Source organism: Lacihabitans lacunae (assembly GCF_042649125.1).
Classification (GTDB): Bacteria; Bacteroidota; Bacteroidia; order Cytophagales; family Spirosomataceae; genus Leadbetterella; species Leadbetterella lacunae.
Window position 1 is genome coordinate 669,301 of record NZ_JBHRYQ010000001.1, and the last position, 17,948, is coordinate 687,248.

General features: G+C 36.4%; 16 protein-coding genes. 10 read left to right on the forward strand and 6 right to left on the reverse strand.

The genetic code is table 11. The annotated features are described in order from the left end of the window. Both porX and ACFOOI_RS02845 read left to right on the forward strand, forming a co-directional pair. Positions 1-1,566: a T9SS response regulator signal transducer PorX gene (porX, locus tag ACFOOI_RS02840; protein ID WP_379834813.1), complete on the forward strand. Its 1,566-nt coding sequence runs from the start codon at positions 1-3 to the stop codon at positions 1,564-1,566. Positions 1,567-1,569: 3 nt separating this feature from the next. Further along, positions 1,570-2,286 carry a hypothetical protein gene (locus ACFOOI_RS02845; protein ID WP_379834815.1) on the forward strand — a complete coding sequence of 239 codons (717 nt, stop codon included), beginning with the start codon at positions 1,570-1,572 and terminating at the stop codon, positions 2,284-2,286. Here ACFOOI_RS02845 and ACFOOI_RS02850 read toward each other — a convergent pair. After that, on the reverse strand, positions 2,279-2,953 hold the full coding sequence (locus ACFOOI_RS02850; RefSeq protein WP_379834817.1) for a cell division ATP-binding protein FtsE: 675 nt from the start codon (positions 2,951-2,953) through the stop codon (positions 2,279-2,281). The genes ACFOOI_RS02845 and ACFOOI_RS02850 overlap by 8 nt on opposite strands. A 64-nt stretch (positions 2,954-3,017) precedes the next feature. Continuing rightward, a complete protein-coding gene (gene fsa, locus ACFOOI_RS02855; RefSeq protein ID WP_379834819.1) occupies positions 3,018-3,674 on the reverse strand; it encodes a fructose-6-phosphate aldolase in 657 nt (218 codons plus the stop codon). A gap of 317 nt (positions 3,675-3,991) precedes the next feature. Here fsa and ACFOOI_RS02860 point away from each other — a divergent pair, with 317 nt between their 5' ends. The 4 genes from ACFOOI_RS02860 to ACFOOI_RS02875 all read left to right on the forward strand — a co-directional run bounded on the left by ACFOOI_RS02860 (position 3,992) and on the right by ACFOOI_RS02875 (position 7,996). Then, a complete protein-coding gene (locus ACFOOI_RS02860) occupies positions 3,992-4,321 on the forward strand; it encodes a transmembrane 220 family protein (RefSeq protein WP_379834822.1) in 330 nt (109 codons plus the stop codon). Between the two features lie 68 nt (positions 4,322-4,389). Further along, complete coding sequence (gene uvrC, locus ACFOOI_RS02865; RefSeq protein ID WP_379834824.1) at positions 4,390-6,204, forward strand: excinuclease ABC subunit UvrC; 1,815 nt, start codon at positions 4,390-4,392, stop codon at positions 6,202-6,204. 45 nt (positions 6,205-6,249) lie between these two features. Beyond that, on the forward strand, positions 6,250-7,290 hold the full coding sequence (locus ACFOOI_RS02870) for a N(4)-(beta-N-acetylglucosaminyl)-L-asparaginase (protein ID WP_379834827.1): 1,041 nt from the start codon (positions 6,250-6,252) through the stop codon (positions 7,288-7,290). Positions 7,291-7,393: 103 nt separating this feature from the next. Next, positions 7,394-7,996 carry a pseudouridine synthase gene (locus ACFOOI_RS02875; protein WP_379834829.1) on the forward strand — a complete coding sequence of 201 codons (603 nt, stop codon included), beginning with the start codon at positions 7,394-7,396 and terminating at the stop codon, positions 7,994-7,996. Here ACFOOI_RS02875 and ACFOOI_RS02880 read toward each other — a convergent pair. Beyond that, positions 7,993-9,372, reverse strand: coding sequence for a WG repeat-containing protein (locus ACFOOI_RS02880; RefSeq protein WP_379834832.1), 1,380 nt, complete (start codon positions 9,370-9,372; stop codon positions 7,993-7,995). The two genes, ACFOOI_RS02875 and ACFOOI_RS02880, sit on opposite strands and share 4 nt — an antisense overlap. A 120-nt stretch (positions 9,373-9,492) precedes the next feature. On the opposite strand from ACFOOI_RS02880, the gene ACFOOI_RS02885 reads away from it, so the two are divergent. Together ACFOOI_RS02885 and ACFOOI_RS02890 are read left to right on the forward strand one after the other, a co-directional pair. Then, positions 9,493-9,756, forward strand: coding sequence for a DUF6364 family protein (locus ACFOOI_RS02885; RefSeq protein ID WP_379834834.1), 264 nt, complete (start codon positions 9,493-9,495; stop codon positions 9,754-9,756). Further along, positions 9,753-10,169, forward strand: a complete 417-nt coding sequence (locus ACFOOI_RS02890; protein WP_379834837.1) for a type II toxin-antitoxin system VapC family toxin — start codon at positions 9,753-9,755, stop codon at positions 10,167-10,169. The genes ACFOOI_RS02885 and ACFOOI_RS02890 overlap by 4 nt, the downstream gene beginning before the upstream one ends. A 94-nt stretch (positions 10,170-10,263) precedes the next feature. Here ACFOOI_RS02890 and ACFOOI_RS02895 read toward each other — a convergent pair whose 3' ends face one another. After that, entirely contained in the window at positions 10,264-12,534 is a 2,271-nt protein-coding gene (locus tag ACFOOI_RS02895) for an aconitate hydratase (protein WP_379834839.1), read from the reverse strand. Between the two features lie 464 nt (positions 12,535-12,998). On the opposite strand from ACFOOI_RS02895, the gene topA reads away from it, so the two are divergent. Both topA and ACFOOI_RS02905 read left to right on the forward strand, forming a co-directional pair. Next, positions 12,999-15,473 (forward strand): type I DNA topoisomerase, encoded by a 2,475-nt coding sequence (topA, locus tag ACFOOI_RS02900; protein WP_379834841.1) that lies wholly within the window; start codon positions 12,999-13,001, stop codon positions 15,471-15,473. 62 nt (positions 15,474-15,535) lie between these two features. Next, positions 15,536-16,237 (forward strand): SIR2 family NAD-dependent protein deacylase, encoded by a 702-nt coding sequence (locus ACFOOI_RS02905; protein WP_379834844.1) that lies wholly within the window; start codon positions 15,536-15,538, stop codon positions 16,235-16,237. Positions 16,238-16,293: 56 nt separating this feature from the next. On the opposite strand, the gene ACFOOI_RS02910 is transcribed toward ACFOOI_RS02905, so the two are convergent. Together ACFOOI_RS02910 and ACFOOI_RS02915 are read right to left on the reverse strand one after the other, a co-directional pair. After that, a complete protein-coding gene (locus tag ACFOOI_RS02910) occupies positions 16,294-16,881 on the reverse strand; it encodes a 50S ribosomal protein L25 (protein WP_379834847.1) in 588 nt (195 codons plus the stop codon). 2 nt (positions 16,882-16,883) lie between these two features. After that, positions 16,884-17,834, reverse strand: a complete 951-nt coding sequence (locus tag ACFOOI_RS02915) for a ribose-phosphate pyrophosphokinase (protein WP_379834850.1) — start codon at positions 17,832-17,834, stop codon at positions 16,884-16,886. Positions 17,835-17,948 lie beyond the last annotated feature (114 nt).

The window sequence follows — 17,948 nt, forward strand, 5'->3', positions numbered from 1 at the left end:
ATGCAAAGATACACCATACTGTGGGCTGACGACGAAATAGAATTATTAAAACCATACATCGTTTTTTTAGAAAACAAAGGATATGACGTTACTCCGGTTCCGAGTGGTTCTGACGCTTTAGATTTAGTAGAAAAACAAAATTTTGATTTGATTTTCCTAGATGAAATGATGGCCGGAATGACGGGATTAGACACCCTAGTTCAAATCAAAAAAATAAAGCCCAATATTCCGGTTGTGATGATTACCAAGTCGGAAGAAGAGCGTATTATGGAAGAAGCCATAGGTTCTAAGATCGCGGATTATCTGATTAAGCCAATAAACCCTAATCAAATATTACTTTCGGCTAAAAAATTGCTCGAAAATAAAAGATTGGTTTCAGAAAAAACCAATTCGAGTTACATGCAAGATTTCAGACAGATTTCTATGCAGTATAATGATGACTTAGATTTTGAGGAGTGGGTAGAAATATATAAGAAATTGGTTTTCTGGGAATTAGAAATAGATAAATCTTCAGACAAATCTATGGAAGAGGTCTTTACGATGCAAAAGTCAGAGGCCAATACGAGGTTTGCAAAGTTTATAGAAGAAAGTTACGAAGGATGGATGACAGATCCCAAAGTTAAAAAACCGGTAATGTCTCATAATTTATTGAAGACAAAGGTTTTTCCTCTTTTGAAAGGAAATGACCCTTTGTTTTTTATATTAATTGATAATTTTAGATTAGATCAGTGGAAGCTGATGGAAGAGATAATCAATGATTTATTCGCTGTTGAAGCTGATGAGACTTATTATTCTATTTTGCCAACTTCAACCTCATATGCCAGAAACGCCATATTTTCGGGTATGACACCTTACGACATGGCCAAACAAACACCTGATTTGTGGGTAACTGACGAAGGAGATAATGAAGAAGGCCTAAACAAAAATGAAGAGGAATATTTGCAAAGACAAATGAAGAAAAACAATCTTCCTCATAAAATGTCTTATCATAAAATATTGAATAACAATCAAGCTAAGTCTTTGGTTGATAATTTTAGTAGACTAGCTCAAGACGATTTCGTGGTGGTGGTTTATAACTTTATTGACATGCTTTCGCATGCTCGTACAGACATGGCGGTTATTAAGGAGCTGGCTCCGGACGAAGCGGCTTATAGGTCAATCACCAAATCTTGGATTGAGCACTCGCCTATGCTGGATTTCTTAAAACTTATTGCCTCCAAAAAAGGAAGATTGGTTATTACGACAGACCACGGAATGGTTAAAGTCAAAAATGCCAAAAGAATAGTAGGAGATAGAAATGTAAACACTAATCTAAGATATAAGCAAGGAAGAAACCTTAATTTAGATGACAAGAGAGATAATGTAATTGAAGTCAGGAAGCCTGAGAATTATAAGTTGCCTTCTCCAAATATGTCGACTTCGTATTTCTTTACTACCAATGATTATTTCTTTGCTTATCCAAATAATTTCAATCACTATGTGAGTCATTACAAAGATACATTTCAGCATGGAGGGGTATCATTAGAAGAAGTGATAATTCCGTTTGTGGTTTTAAAATCAAAATAACATATGCGTAAAGGTTTAGTTATAAGTGCATTTAGTTTCATAATAAGTATTTCTGGTTTTGCTCAGTCAAAGCCAGAAATATTTTTAGATAAAGGGTTTTATGGTTTACAAGTATTGGTCAATAACCCTATAGGAAGTTTTCGGAAAGAATTTAAGTCTGACTATGTTAACACCAATGACTTAGGAGCAAGTGTCCATTATTTCTTTAATCCGAAATTTAAATCTACAACTTTAAGTAGGGTGTTTTTGGGAGGAGAATTAGGTTTTACCACAAAAAAACAAACAGAATTTTCAAAGTTTCCTACACAGGGAACATTTTACATGAAGCACAATCAAACCTGGTTAAATGCTGTTTTGAGATTTAGACCGACTTACACTGACAAAACCTTCACGCCTTTCTTTGATGCATTTGCAGGGCCAAAGTTTTATACTTCTCGTATGTTAGAGCTTTATGACCAAAACCAAGTGGATACCATTGAGTCTTACCCAACTCGCTCATTAAGTTACGGATTAACAGCAGGCTGTGGTTACAAACTAGAGGGGAGAGGCAAAAAAGCCCGATATTTAGAGTTTAGTGTTACATACGCTCAAAGCAATCCATTAAAATTGGTCAATACCAATATTAACGGTATTACCGACCAGTATACCTCTTTTGCTGCTCAAAGAGCTTATCAGCCTCAAAGCCTAATGTTCAAGTTAGGTTTTTCTAATTTTATGTAAGATCGTCAACTCTTCCATTGTCACAGAAAATAGTCCGTTTTGGGAATCGCTCTATTAAGTCTAACTCATGCGTTGCCATCAAAATGGCGGTGTTAGAAACTTCGTTTATCTTAAAAAACAATTTCAAAATCTCTATCGATTTTTCGGGATCTAAGTTACCTGTTGGCTCATCTGCCAGTATTATATCAGGGTTATTTAGCAATGCTCTGGCTATGGCAATACGCTGCTGTTCGCCGCCAGAGAGTTGATGTGGCATTTTGTGTAGTACTTCCGGAAGCCCAACTAAGTCCAAAACCTCGGTTATTCTACTTACTATTTCATTGTTTTTGCTCCATCCCATGGCTTCCATAAAGAATACTAAATTTGCCATTACGTTTCGGTCAGAAAGCAACTGGAAGTCCTGAAAAACTATACCTATTTTTCTTCTTAAAAAAGGTATTTGTTTGTGTTTGATGGTGGTTAAGTCAAAACCCGCCACTTTTCCGTCGCCTTTTTCAAGCCAAAGGTCGGCATAGAGTGTTTTTAACAATGAGCTTTTTCCGCTTCCTGTTTTTCCTATTAGAAATACGAATTCACCTTTGTGGATAGTGAAGTTTACATCAGACAAGATTAAACTTTCTTTCTGATAAATGTAAGCGTTTTTAAGGGAGATTACTTCGTTGTTCATACTGCAAATAAACAAAAAAAGGCGGACTTTAAGTCCACCTTTTCTCTATAAAAATAAAATATGATTATGCATTTACTTTTGCATGGTCAGCTAAAAATTGAGCCAATCCACTGTCAGTCAATGGGTGTTTCAATAAAGCCAAAATAGCAGAAAGTGGTCCAGTCATAACGTCAGCCCCAATTTTAGCACAACCTAATATGTGCATAGAGTGACGAACTGAAGCCGCTAATATTTGAGTAGTATATCCGTAGTTATCGTAGATAAGTCTGATATCTTCTATAAGAGTAAGTCCGTCAGTACTGATATCGTCTAAACGACCGATAAATGGCGATACATAAGTGGCACCTGCTTTGGCAGCTAAAAGAGCCTGTCCAGCAGAAAATACCAACGTACAGTTTGTTCTGATTCCTCTTTCAGAAAAATATTTGATAGCCTTGATGCCGTCTTTGATCATCGGTATCTTAACTACTATTTGGTCACTAATTTTAACCAATTCTTCTCCCTCTCTAATCATTCCTTCGAAATCAGTAGAGATTACTTCAGCACTTACATCACCGTCTACGATATCACAGATAGCCTTGTAGTGTTTCTTTACATTTTCTTCTCCTCCAATTCCTTCTTTAGCCATAAGCGAAGGGTTGGTAGTAACTCCGTCCAAAATTCCAAGGTCTTGTGCTTCCTTGATGTCTTTCAAGCTAGCAGTGTCAATAAAAAATTTCATGATTTAATAAAGATTATAACGTATGATATGAAAATAAACTGAGGAGAAAAAAAAATGGCAAATTCACCGCTACAACCACCTACCCTTGCTACCTTCCGGTCCTGGGGGATTCAGCAGGAGCTGGTAATTTGCCGTCACAAAAGTAGTAAAAAATATTTTACTGACAACCTTAGAGAAAGAAATTTTACAATAAAATTGTAAATAAATTTTTACAACTCTTTTTAGAAATAAAAATGAGTCGGAAACACTATATTTGTTTTCATGTGAATGCCAAAGGTAAATTGTAATTTTTCAAACCTGTTAACTATTAAATGTCAATGAAATACGTCTATTACTTCTTAATTCTAGTATTTGTAGCTTTTGCTGGTGTTCAATATAACGACCCAGATAGTGCACTCTGGATTTTGCTTTATTTGCTACCTATACTTTTTATTTGGAGAAAAATAAAAGGAACACAGCCTAACGAAACCCTTTATTTCGTTGGGTTAATGTATATTTTTTGGGCAATCAATCAATTTCCTCCAGAATGGGAAGGTTTGACGCTTGATGCAATGGGAATGAAAACTATCAATATTGAGTTGGGAAGGGAATCGTTGGGATTAGGATTTACAGGTTTGGTGCTTTGGGTACTAACTTTTTTGAAATAGTTAATAAACTAAAAAGAGAATCTGATGTTCTCTATTTTGTACAAAACTAAAAACAGGATTAAAAATTAATGGCCGAAATCGTTTTTGATTATAAGGATATTTTACCAATGCTTCCCGGAGAGCCTGGTATTTATAAATATTTTGATGCAGAAGACACTATTATATATGTAGGCAAAGCCAAAAACCTTAAGAATAGGGTTAGCAGTTATTTTTATAATTTTGAGAGGGCAGACAAAAAAACAAGGAGATTGGTGATGTCTATTCGCAAAATGGAGTATACAGTGGTTCCTACCGAATGGGATGCACTTTTGTTAGAGAATACACTCATAAAAGAGCATCAGCCCAAATATAATATCTTGCTTCGTGACGATAAAACATATCCGTATGTGTGTGTTACCAATGAACGGTTTCCGAGAGTAATTACCACAAGAAGGATTGAGGATAAACAAAGGGGCAAAATGTATGGCCCATATGTAAATTCTAAGGCTATGTATGCCTTGCTGGATATGTTTACGAGCTTATATACGATTAGGACATGTAAGTATGCCCTATTAGAAGAAAGTATAAAGGCTAAGAAGTTTAAAATCTGTTTGGAATATCACATCGGAAACTGCAAAGGCCCGTGCGAAAACCTCCAGACAGAGGAAAGCTACATGAAAGAAATAGACCAGGTGCATAATATTTTGAAAGGAAACTTAGCCCCTGCCAAAAGATATTTTCAAGAGCAAATGGAAATTTCAGCGGGTAAGTTGGCTTTTGAAGAAGCTCATAAGCATAAACTTAAGTTGGAGTTTTTAGAAAATTATCAGGCAAAAGCAACCGTGGTTACGCCGTCTATTCATGATGTTGATGTGTTTACGATTCAGTCTGACGAAAATACAGCCTTTGTTAATTACCTAAAAGTAATAAACGGAACCATTATTCGAACTCAAAATATTGAAGTAAAAAAACGATTAGAAGAGCCGGACGAGGAGATTTTGGGTATTGTAATCTTTGATTTACGAGCAAAATATGAAAGTGAGTCAAAAGAAATCATTTGCAACATTAACCCTGAGATTGACTTTAAGGCACAAGTCGTGATACCTCAAATAGGTGATAAGAAAAAATTGATTGAAATGTCGCTTCGCAATGTTATGTATTTTAGACATGAAAAGGCAGAGCGAGACGCTGTAGCAGCAAGTGGAGCTACAAACAAACGAGATAGAGTTTTAATAAAACTTAAACAAGATTTACATTTAAAAACTATTCCTAGGCATATCGAATGTTTTGATAACTCCAATATTCAAGGCACAAACCCAGTTTCGGCGATGGTTTGTTTTATGAATGGACAGCCTTCTACCAAAGATTACAGACATTACATACCCAAAACCGTGGTTGGCCCTGACGACTTCGCTACTATGTTTGAGGTGGTTCACCGTAGGTATGCCCGACTTTTGGAAGAAAAGTCTCCATTGCCTGATTTGATAATTATAGATGGAGGTAAAGGACAACTCTCGGCCGCTTGTAATGCACTGAAACGTTTAGGTATTTACGGCCAAATCCCGATAATCGGAATAGCCAAAAGGTTAGAAGAAATTTATTTCCCAGAAGATACACTGCCAATTTATATAGACAAAAAATCAGAGTCGCTAAAGCTCATTCAGCGAGCAAGAGATGAAGCACACCGTTTTGGAATCACGCATCATCGAAATCGCCGAAGCAAAGGTTTTCTTATCAGCAGTTTGGAGTCCGCTCCAGGAATTGGTAAAACTACCGCCACCAAAGTTTTGAATCATTTTAAGAGTATTAGCAATATAAAAAATGCATCTGAAGAAGAATTGATTGAAGTTTTGGGGAAAGATAAAGCCAGACGAATCCGTACTTTTTTGGAAAATGAAAGCTAGTTATATATTTAATGAACAATTTTTATCAACTATAAACCTAAAACCATGAAAAATAGACGCGAATTTTTAAGTAAGTCAATATTCGGGCTCAGTGTATTCTCCGCTTTTAAAAGTTTTGGAGCCTCTGCTGTCGTGAATAAACCCATTGTTATTTCTACTTGGGATAGCGGAATTCCTGTAAACGAAGCTGCCATGAAAGTCCTTTCTGTAAAAGGAACGGCTCTAGATGCTGTAGAAAAAGGAGCAAATCAAATAGAAGATACGATTAATTGTTGCGTAGGCTTGGGCGGAAATCCTGACAGAGAGGGAAAAGTTACTTTGGATGCCTGTATAATGGATGGCAAAATGAATTGTGGCGGTGTGGCTTTCATGGAGAATATCAAACATCCTATTTCGGTGGCCAGAAAAGTGATGGAAAATACTCCTCACGTTTTATTAGTAGGGGATGGTGCGAGACAGTTTGCTTTAGAAAATGGATTTAAAGCAGAACCAGATGAGCTTTCAGCTGACGCCAAAAAAGCATACGCAGATTGGCTGAAAAACTCAGAATACAAACCTGTTAAAAATATAGAATTACAACAAAATAAAGCCTTGGAGAAAGGAAGTGGACCGTTTGCTCCGCAAATGTTAGATTCAGGGGACTTTAACCACGATACTATGGCACTGCTAGCACTCGACCATTCCGGTTCTTTGTCAGGTGCATGTACCACTTCAGGTATGGGATTTAAGATGCGTGGTAGAGTAGGAGACTCGCCCATTATTGGGGCAGGCCTTTATGTAGACGGCGAAATTGGTGCTGCTACATCTTCAGGGCAAGGAGAGGAAGTTATCCGAATTGGTGGATCGCATTTGGTAGTAGAGTTTATGCGTCAAGGTAAGTCGCCGGAGTTGGCTTGTAAAATGGCAGTAGAAAGGCTAGTAAAAATTAACCCAGCCAAAGCCAAAGAGTTTCAAGTTGGTTTTATTGCATTAAACAAAAACGGCGAATATGGAGCCTATGCCGTTAATCCGGGCTTTGTGTTTTCGGTAACTACAGCACCAGGCAACGGAAAAGTGATTAAGGTAAAAAGTTATTTTAATGCTTAATTATGAATAGAGTTTTCAAATGCTCTATATCATTCATAGATTTGTATTTCAAGGTCAAAATCAATAGAAAATATCCTGATGAAAATTCAGGATTTTTTGTTTTATGAGTTCAGAAGGAAATAAGTATTACATCGTTTATAAGCCATTTCGGATGCTTTCCCAGTTTATTGGCGGGGCACCAGAGGCTAAGTTACTGAGCCACCTCAACTTTGATTTCCCCGAAGGCATCCACGCCATCGGTCGGCTTGACAATGAGTCAGAGGGCTTGCTGATTTTGACCACTGACAAACGAATCACGAAACTACTCTTTAGCTCCGCAAAACCACATAGCAGAACCTATTTGGTAAAAGTAGACCGTATTGTACAGCCTGAAACCTTGGATATTTTAAGAAACGGAATCAGTATCCGAATCCGCGGGGGCGAATTTTGGACTACCTCGCCCTGTGAAGTTGAGTTTTGCGAGGAGCCATTAAACCTCCCCGAGGTTCCTGAACGGTTGGCATATCACAGTAAAACCACTTGGTTAAAAGTGACACTCAAAGAAGGTAAATATCATCAAGTGAGAAAAATGGTGGCTGCTGTAGGCCACAAATGCAAAAGGTTAATCAGAGTTTCCATAGACCAACTCGAACTAGACGGCCTAAAAAGCGGAGAGGTAAGAGAAATAGATGAAAAGACGTTTTTTGAGGTGTTGGACTTGGGTTAAAGTTTTAAGGCTATAACCACGATTAGAACGATTAAAACAATTACGCCTAAAAAGAATAAGTTTTTACTTATTTCAGGTTTTAAATTTTTAGTTAGTCTTGAAGTTTCGGTGTTTAAAATATATTGGTAGAAGCCACTTATTCCAAAGACTTTGTCACCAACAACAAATCCGACTTTTTCATATATAGGTTCTAAAATAGTTTTTCCATTAATATCAATTATTCCAAACGTATTATTGCTTTGAGTCATAATAAATCCATTGGTAATTTTATCTGAAATTTTATCGTAGATAATTTTGCTTTTTATTGTACCAAGACTATCAACTAATCCCCATTTTTTATTTATTTCAAACTTATATGTCCCTTTACCAAGGCTTTCTATATCATTTGCATTAATTATCAGTTGTTTGTTTTTCGATGGGTTAACTCTATACCATTTATTATTTTGACTTAAAATAACAAAATTTGCGTTTTTGTCTTTTCTGATGTCGTCATACTCTAAGGGGATATTTTTATTTCCATTATAAAAATCAATAAAACCAAATTTATTATTTTTGCTAACGAGAATATTGTTTTTTAAAACAGCATAATTAAAACTTTCAAATTCTGGATCTAAAAGATTTTGACAATTAGAAGTCCAAAAGCCAACTTTGTTATTTAATTTTTTAAAAGCTCGTATCATGCCTGGGTAATCTTCATTATAAGGCTGAATATATTTATAGAATCTAGGAATTAAAGGCTCTCCTTTTAAATTTATGAAGTTTTTTGTGCCATTTGAAAAAGTTACTTCTGCAATGGTTCCTCTGAAAGGTTCAGCATATTTAAATGCTTGATTAAATTGCTGTAAACCAGTTCTATTGATATAGAACAGGTTTGAAGTAGAAAAACTGACAAGGCAATAACCAGAACTGAATCTACCTATTATTTTTTGATATTTTGGAGGTATTACCTCTACTCCTTTTTCATTTATAAAACCATGTGAATTATTTAATTGTACTACAAAACTATATTTTCCAGTATAAAAACAACTACTACAAAAATCTTTGGTTCCTAAAGTTACTTCTGCAAGCCCTTCTGAGAAATCGCCGATATCCGTATAAATTTTGGGTGTTAATTTATTTCCATGTTTATCAACAAGCCATGATTGTAAAGTATGTAAACTATCTTTCTCTAAAATCTTCTTTTTTACTACATATAAGTTTTCATTTTGTTTCCACACAAAATCATAGTTTGCAAAGATTCCGTCAGTTTTATCTTTTTTTATCCCTAATTGAGACGGAATATAACCTTGCTCAAATTTTTGTGAGAATGTTAGAGTTGAAAAGATATGTATAGTTAATAAAAAGTAAAAAAGCCGATTTCTAGTATGTTTAAACATATTGTTATGTGTTTATTAATTAAATTTTGATGATTTTTTTTAGATAAAAAAAGCATTTAATAATTTTAATTTTACGTATAGAATTTTATTTTTGTACGTAAATAAAAAGGGATTAATAAAATGGATACGAAAATAACTTTAAGTTTTGATCAAGAGGTAATTGAAAAAGCAAAAGTTTACGCAGCTTCTCAAGGTATAAGTTTGAGTAGGTTGACTGAGTTTTTGTTTGAAAAAATTACTTCAAATCCAAAGTCTTATGAGAAATTAGAAGATATACCCATTGCAGATTTTGTATATCAACTTGCAGAAGAACAGGCGGTCTATAAAACCAAAGCCAAAAGTCTTAGGTCAATGAAAAGTGAATTTTATGAATCTCGTAAATGAAAATATTCTTAGATGCAAATATTTTGATTTCTGTATTGAACCATGAGATGCCTACTTTTACTTATTCTTCCAGAATCCTAAGTTTACCTCATTTTGATTCTAATTATAAGATTTGTACTATTCCTATTTGTTTAGCAATTGCCTATTATATTGCAGAGAAAAAATGTGGCAGTAGAAGAGCCATTGAAAAAATGCAACTTTTGTCGCAAAATGTAGAAATTGTAACGATTGGTCAAAAAGAGGTGAATCAAGTAAATTCCAATAAAAAAATAAATGATTATGAAGATGGTTTGCAATATTATGCCGCACTAAATGCAGGTTGTGATCTCATAATTACAGAAAATTTAAAAGATTTTTTCTTTTCAGACATACCCGTATATACTTCTAAAGAGCTTATTATGAATGTTTTATAAATCTCGAATTATTGTTTTTTATGGATACTATTAATACACAAAAAAGCCCTTCACATTTCTGTAAAGGGCTTTCGTACTAAAAGAAATCTAATTCTTATTTGTTTGCCTCAGCTGCAATGATGTTCAATGCCGCACCTGCTTTAAACCAAGTGATTTGAGCTTCGTTGTAAGTATGGTTAACTACAATTTCGTCTTTTGTTCCATCTGCATGGTGAGCAATAACTTTAAGTGGTTTGCCAGGAGCAAAGCTTGTTAAGCCTACGATATCAAATGTATCATCTTCTTTGATTTTGTCATAATCAGCAGTGTCGTTAAACGTTAAGGCCAACATACCTTGTTTCTTAAGGTTTGTTTCGTGAATACGAGCAAACGATTTTACCAAGATAGCTCTAACGCCTAAGTGACGAGGTTCCATAGCTGCGTGCTCTCTCGAAGATCCTTCGCCATAGTTTTCATCCCCAACTACTATTGTACCTATTCCAGCCGCTTTATATGCACGTTGAGTAGCAGGTACTTCTCCAAATTCTCCTGTTAATTGGTTTTTAACTTTATTGGTAGCTTCACCAAAATAGTTAACGGCACCTATCAAAAGGTTATTTGAGATATTATCTAAGTGACCACGGAATTTTAACCATGGACCTGCCATAGAAATATGATCAGTTGTACATTTCCCTTTGGCTTTTATAAGAAGTTTTAAACCAGTAAGATCTGTTCCCTCCCAAGCTTGGAATGGAGCCAATAATTGCAAGCGGTCAGATTTAACGTTTACTTTTACCTTTACATTTTTACCGCTTCTTGCTGGTTTTTGGTATCCAGCGTCTATAACATCAAAGCCCATAGGAGGAAGTTCAATTCCCAACGGCGGTTGTAACATTACTTGCTCTCCGTTTTCATTTGTAAGTGTATCTTTCATTGGGTTGAAAGTCAAGTCACCCGCAATAGCAAACGCAGTTACGATTTCAGGTGAAGCCACAAACGCGTGTGTGTTTGGGTTACCATCAGCTCTTTTAGCAAAGTTTCTGTTAAATGACGTTATGATAGAGTTACGTTCTGCTTTTTCAGCACCATGACGAGCCCACTGACCGATACACGGCCCACAAGCGTTTGCCAATACAACTCCACCGATTTTGTCAAAGTCAGCCAAAAGGCCGTCTCTTTCTGCAGTGTAACGTACAAGCTCAGAACCTGGAGTAATCGTAAACTCCGACTTCGCTTTTACATTGTTATTGGCAGCCTGAGTAGCCACCGAAGCTGCTCTTGTAAGATCTTCGTATGATGAGTTTGTACAAGATCCTATTAGACCCACGTCAAGTTTAGAAGGCCAGTTGTTTTTCTTAACAGCGGCAGCAAACTTAGATAATGGCCAAGCCAAATCTGGCGTGAAAGGACCGTTGATTCTCGGCTCTAATTTAGAAAGATTGATTTCAATCACTTCATCGTAGTACTCAGAAGGGTTGTCAATACATTCTTGGTCAGGGCGTAAATATTCTTTTATTTTTCCAGCTGCTATAGCTACGTTTCTTCTTCCTGTTGCTTTTAAGTAGTTGGCTATTTTCTTATCGAAACCAAATACTGAAGTGGTAGCACCAATTTCAGCACCCATGTTACAGATAGTTCCTTTTCCAGTTGCCGAAAGTTTATCAGCTCCAGTTCCGAAATACTCTACAATTGCACCAGTTCCACCTTTTACAGTAAGTCTACCTGCTACTTCAAGGATGACATCTTTAGCAGAAGCCCATCCTTTAAGTGTACCTGTAAGTTTTACACCGATTAGTTTAGGCATTTTAAGCTCCCAAGGTAGTCCGGCCATAACATCACAAGCATCAGCACCACCTACACCGATGGCGATCATACCAAGACCACCCGCGTTTGGCGTGTGTGAGTCAGTACCGATCATCATTCCACCTGGAAACGAATAGTTCTCCAAAACTACTTGGTGAATAATACCCGCACCTGGCTTCCAGAAACCGATACCATATTTATTAGAAACCGACGAAAGGAAGTCATACACCTCTTTGTTGGTTTCTGTTGCTATTTTCAAATCTTCTGTTGCACCTACTTTGGCTTGTATCAAGTGGTCACAGTGAACTGTAGAAGGTACAGCTACTTTTTCACGTTGAGCTTGCATAAACTGCAACAAGGCCATTTGGGCGGTAGCATCTTGCATCGCAACTCTGTCTGGTGCAAAATCTACATAGTCTTTACCTTTTACATATGGGCTTGTAGGAAGTTCTTCCCAAAGGTGGTTGTAAAGGATTTTTTCTGCTAAGGTCATGGGACGACCCAAAAGCTTTTTAGCTGCTTCAACTCTTTCTGGCATGCGAGCATACACAGCTTTTATCATGTCTAAATCAAATACTTTCATTAACGTACTTTGTATAATTTGATTGATTAAATTTTTCTGCTTTCCAAAATTACGAATTGATTTTCAAATTGAAATAGGATTTTTCTAATTTAATTTTACTTTTCATTCAAAAAAAGACATAAAAACTCGCAATGTATTTATTATTAATATGTTATAATAAAATTTTCTTTTGAAAATCAATAGATGTATTTTTTTTAAGAGGAAAAAGTCAATTTACCCCCTACTAATTTTTTAAAAGTGAAAGCATCATAATTGAACAAAATAGTACTATTCTTATAATTCTGAAACAAAAACACATTATTTATAGTCTTAAACCTATAAGTGATTTACGTAAGTGGCCATAATTAATGGTGTATTTTACCTAGATTTAGTATCGCTGAAATGCTTTTTTAGTTTTTTTTTTCTGAATGTAGCTTTAATATACTTACTTTGTTGTTGTAAAAATAAAACTTCACAGAAGACATATGTCGAAAAATCTTGTAATTGTTGAGTCCCCAGCTAAAGCAAAAACCATAGAAGGCTATCTTGGTTCTGACTTTATGGTAAAATCTAGCTTTGGTCATATCAGAGACCTTCCGGGCAAAGAGCTGGGTGTAGACGTCGATAAAAATTTTGAACCCAAATATGAGATTTCTACTGACAAAGTAAAGGTAGTTAACGAACTCAAAAAATTAGCCAAAGGCAAGGAGGTCTGGCTAGCGACCGATGATGACCGCGAAGGAGAGGCCATTTCTTGGCACTTAAAAGAGGCTTTGGGTCTTGATGATAATACCAAAAGAATAGTTTTTAGAGAAATTACGAAAACTGCCATTAACAAAGCGATACTGTCTCCCAGAGCCATAGATGTCGATTTAGTTAATGCTCAGCAGGCCCGTCGTATATTAGATAGGTTGGTAGGTTTTCAACTTTCGCCAGTACTTTGGAAAAAAATCAGAGCAGGTGCGGATCGTAAAAACCTTTCTGCTGGTAGAGTTCAGTCTGTTACGGTAAGAATAGTAGTTGAAAGAGAAAGAGAGATAGAAAGCTTTAACAGTAAGTCGTCGTTTAAAGTAGTTGCTCATTTTTTGGTTGAAAAAAATAAAGTACTAACCGCCGAGCTATCGAAAAATTTTGAGCACGAGTCTGAGGCTACGAAGTTTTTAGATGATTGTAAAGAGGCTATTTTTAAAATAAATAGTTTGGAAGTTAAGCCAACTAAAAAATCGCCTACCGCTCCTTTTACAACTTCAACATTACAACAAGAGGCATCTCGTAAACTTGGGTTTTCGGTTTTACAAACCATGACTGTAGCTCAAAAACTATATGAATCTGGAAAGATTACTTATATGAGAACGGATTCCATGACACTATCGCAAGATGCCATGGATAATGCCAAAAATCAGATTGTGACTGCATATGGAGAAGAGTTTTCTAAGCCTAGGGTATTTAAATCAAAAGATAAAGGTGCACAAGAAGCTCACGAGGCTATAAGACCTACGGATTTTAGTGTACAAGAAGGTGGAAACGATAGAAATGAAAAAAGACTGTATGATTTGATATGGAAGCGTGCTATTGCTTCTCAAATGTCAGATGCTATTATAGAAAGAACCATTGCCAAAATTGGAATTTCTACTAGGGAAGAAGAACTTACGGCATCGGGTGAAGTAATCAAGTTTGAAGGCTTCTTGAAAGTATATCTTGAGTCTACAGATGATGAAGACGAAGACAACAAAGACATGTTACCTCCGCTTAACGAAGGGCAGATTTTGGCACTTGGTGAAATGAAAGCTACAGAGCGATTCACCAGACCACCTGCCAGATATACGGAAGCAAGTTTGGTAAAGAAATTAGAGGAACTGGGCATTGGACGACCTTCAACTTATGCTCCAACTATCTCTACAATAATAAAAAGAGAATACGTAATCAAAGAAGATAGGGCAGGATTGCAGCGAGAATATCGTGAATTTCTGTTGAAAGATAAAGTGGTTAATTCTTCTGTCGGGACTGAAAATTATGGTTCTGAGAAAGCTAAACTTTTTCCTACCAACTTAGGGATTATTGTTAACGATTATTTAGTTGAGAACTTTGAGGACGTGTTAAACTATAAGTTCACTGCTAAGGTAGAAGATGAGTTTGATGATGTTGCTGAGGGAAAGGTTTCTTGGCAGAATATGATAAAGTCATTTTATGATGAATTTCATACTAAAATAGAAGAAGCTGAAGGAGCAGATGCATCAAAGTCTGGAAGTTCATATGAGCTAGGTGTTGACCCCGAATCAGGCAAAAAGGTATTTGCAAAAATTGGTAGATTTGGCCCTTACATACAAGTAGGAGAGGCCACTGACGAAGACAAACCAACTTTTGTTTCGGTCAAAAAAGGTACTTTAATTTCGAATATTACTTACGAAGACGCTATAGCGATTCTCAAAGGACCAAAGCTTCCATTGGAACTTGGACTATATGAGGATAATCCGATAGTGGTAAACGAAGGCAGATATGGTCCTTATGTATTGTTTGATGGAAAATACATAAATTTAGACAAAGGAGAAGACCCGCTGACAGTTACCAAAGAAAGGGCGATTGAGCTTATTGAAGCTAAGAAAAATACTCCGGATGGAGCATTGCCAAGAACTATGGCAGAGGTAGACGGAGAAGCGGTTACAATTGCCAAAGGTAGGTTTGGTCCATATATTAAACATGGAGCTAAATATTATAACATCCCTAAAACAGAAGATCCTGTAACTATAGACGATAAGCGAGTGGGGGAGTTGATAATAGAAGCCAAAGAAGCTGCCGCTAAAAAAATCATCAGAGAATATCCTGAAAATGACAAAGTGAAAGTATTAAATGGTAGATATGGGCCGTATATTTCAATAGGAAAAAGAAATGTAAAAATACCGAAAGGCACTGTTCCAGAAGAACTAACGCTTGAAGATTGCCTAAAATTAGGAGAAGGTTAATCAGAAATTCGAGTATAATATTTAATTTTGAGAGCATCCATTTGGGTGCTCTTTTTTTAATGATGAAGAAAAAAATAGTAATCTTAACAGGAGCAGGAATAAGTGCCGAAAGTGGCCTCAAGACATTTAGAGATATGGGCGGGCTTTGGGAAAACTTTGCCATCGAAGATGTGGCATCGCCAGAAGGTTGGAGAAGAAACCCCGAATTGGTCCTTGATTTTTATAATCAAAGAAGAAAACAGGCGTTTGCGGCATTGCCCAACGCAGGACATTTGGCTTTGGCAAAATTAGAGGAGTTTTTTGAAGTGAAAATCATCACGCAAAATGTAGACGGACTTCATGAGAAAGCGGGCTCAAGTTTTGTGATTCATTTACACGGAGAGCTTTCAAAGGTTAGGAGCGTTCATAATGAAGCCTTAGTGAAAGATATAGGTTCTGCGTTTATTGAGTTAGGTGACTTGGCAGAGGATGGTGCACAGCTTAGACCCCACATAGTTTGGTTTGGCGAGCAAGTACCTATGATAGAAGTTGCGGCCGAAATTTGCCAAGAAGCAGATATTTTTATGGTGATTGGTACAAGTTTGCAGGTGTATCCAGCTGCGGGCTTACTTAGCTATGTGCCTAGTGGTGTGCCCGTGTATGTTATTGACCCGTCTACTCCATCGTATTCATTTAATAGTACAGATGTTAGGTTTGTGCAAAAGACAGCAGTAGAGGGCGTTCCAGTAGTAGTTGAGGAATTGATAAATACCCATAAAAAGTAAAAGCTCCAATTTCTTGGAGCTTTTAGAACTATTAGTATTGAAAAATCTCAAAGAGATTATTTTTTTGCTTCTGCACCAGCAGCTTGCATCGCACCTCTCAATGCACGTGGTATTGTTACACTTGCTACTGGGTTAGCCGGTGAATCAAGGATAGTTAATCCTGGTAATTCAATAGACTTAACTTTAATAGCTTTTCCAAGACCTAAAGTTGTAACATCTAAGTTTACAAAGTTAGGGATGTCTTTAGACGGTCCTTTTACTTTAAGAGTTATCAAAGTTTGAACCAATTTACCCCCTTGCTTAGCACCAATGGCTGTTCCAGTTAATTTAATTGGAATGTTAATAGTGATAACTTTTTCAGGAGTGATTTCAAGAAGGTCAACGTGTATCAATTGATCGTTAACAGGGTGATATTGCTTGTCTTGAAGAATAGCAGTATACTCTTTTCCTTCGATATTTAATTTAACTTCATACGCATCAGACGTAAATATTAACGGTCTGAACAAATAAGCGGGAGCATAAAATGAAACTTGTTCTTCTCCGCCATATAGGATCCCTGGTACCATGCCTTGTGCACGTAATTCTTGGGCTTCCATACGACCGAGATTCGCTCTTTTAAACCCTACAATCTCAGTTACTTTCATAATTAAAAAGTGATTTGATGTTGATAATTTATAAATAATGTACTAATAGAACCATTGTCTCTGATTCTTCCGATAGCCTTCGCAAAAAGCTCCGCAACCGAAATAACCTTAATTTTGTCATTGACTTGTCTGAGTGGAATAGAGTCAGAAACGATAACTTCTTCAAATACTGAATTGGTTATGTTTTCATGTGCTTTGTGAGAAAGTACCGCGTGCGTACATACAGCTCTAACTGACTTTGCCCCTTTTTCCATGATAATTTCGGCTGCTTTACAAATAGTGCCTCCCGTGTCTATCATGTCATCTATTAAGACCACGTTTGCGTCTTTGACGTCACCAATAAGCTGCATTGCAGCTATCTCATTGGCTTTCTTTCTTTGTTTGTCACAGATTACAATATCTGCATCAAAATATCCAGCAAACTTTCTAACCCTTGATACACCACCCACATCAGGAGATGCAAAAATCAGGTTGTCAATGTTTTTTGTTTTTAAATATGGAACAAAAACTGACGTTCCCTCCAAGTGATCAACCGGTATGTCAAAGAATCCTTGAATTTGACCTGCGTGCAAGTCCATTGTCATGATTCTGTCTGCACCTGCTGCTACTAACATATTGGCTACCAATTTGGCCCCAACGGCTACTCTAGGTCTATCTTTTCTATCTTGACGGGCATATCCATAATATGGTATTACCGCGACCACATAATGAGCAGAAGCTCTTCTTGCAGCGTCAATCATTAAGAGAAGCTCCATAAGATTATCCGCATTAGGAAAGGTGCTTTGAATTAAAAAAACATCACATCCTCTTACTGATTCGTCGTAATTTACAGAGATTTCACTGTCAGCAAATTTCTGGATAGAAACTTTTCCAAGTTCTTTTCCGTAGAAATACGCTACCTTACTTGCCAAATATCTGGAATTAGTACCAGAGAAGATTTTTACTTCTGCCATATTATTTGATTTACTCGAAAAGTTCCGCAAAATTATGAAAAATTTACTCACCAAACTATTTAAGTTTAAAAAAAAAGCTTTTATTTTGCGATGTAGAATTTAATCACAGACGAA